Origin of the sequence: Streptomyces coffeae, from assembly GCF_016741875.1 — a bacterium.
In the GTDB taxonomy this organism is placed as follows: domain Bacteria; phylum Actinomycetota; class Actinomycetes; order Streptomycetales; family Streptomycetaceae; genus Streptomyces; species Streptomyces coffeae.
In genome coordinates this window covers 1-286 of record NZ_JAERRF010000236.1, presented here as the reverse complement: position 1 = coordinate 286, position 286 = coordinate 1, and the positions used below count along the sequence as shown (strand labels likewise).

The window sequence follows — 286 nt, the reverse complement described above, 5'->3', positions numbered from 1 at the left end:
GTTCAGGATCGACCAGACCGTGGAGGCGGCGATGTTGCGTCCCAGGCCGACGAGCTCGCCGTGGATGTGGCGGTATCCCCATCCCGGGTTCTCCCGCGCCAGACGCACGATCAGTTGCCGCAGGGAAACTGGTTCCGGTGGGCGGCCCGGGCGACGGGACGGGCAGGTCCACTTCCAGGCGATGAGCCGTGCGTGCCAGCGCAGGATCGATCGTGGAGTGACCAGCAAGGCCAGTTGTGAACGCCGCTGTTTGCTGACGATCCGGAGCAGTGCTGCCATGGCAGCA

1 pseudogene is annotated in these 286 nt (G+C 66.8%); it reads right to left on the bottom strand.

Going from position 1 to position 286, the window contains the following annotated elements:
• A pseudogene (locus tag JK363_RS42020) lies at positions 1-286 on the bottom strand (integrase); the annotation flags it as partial.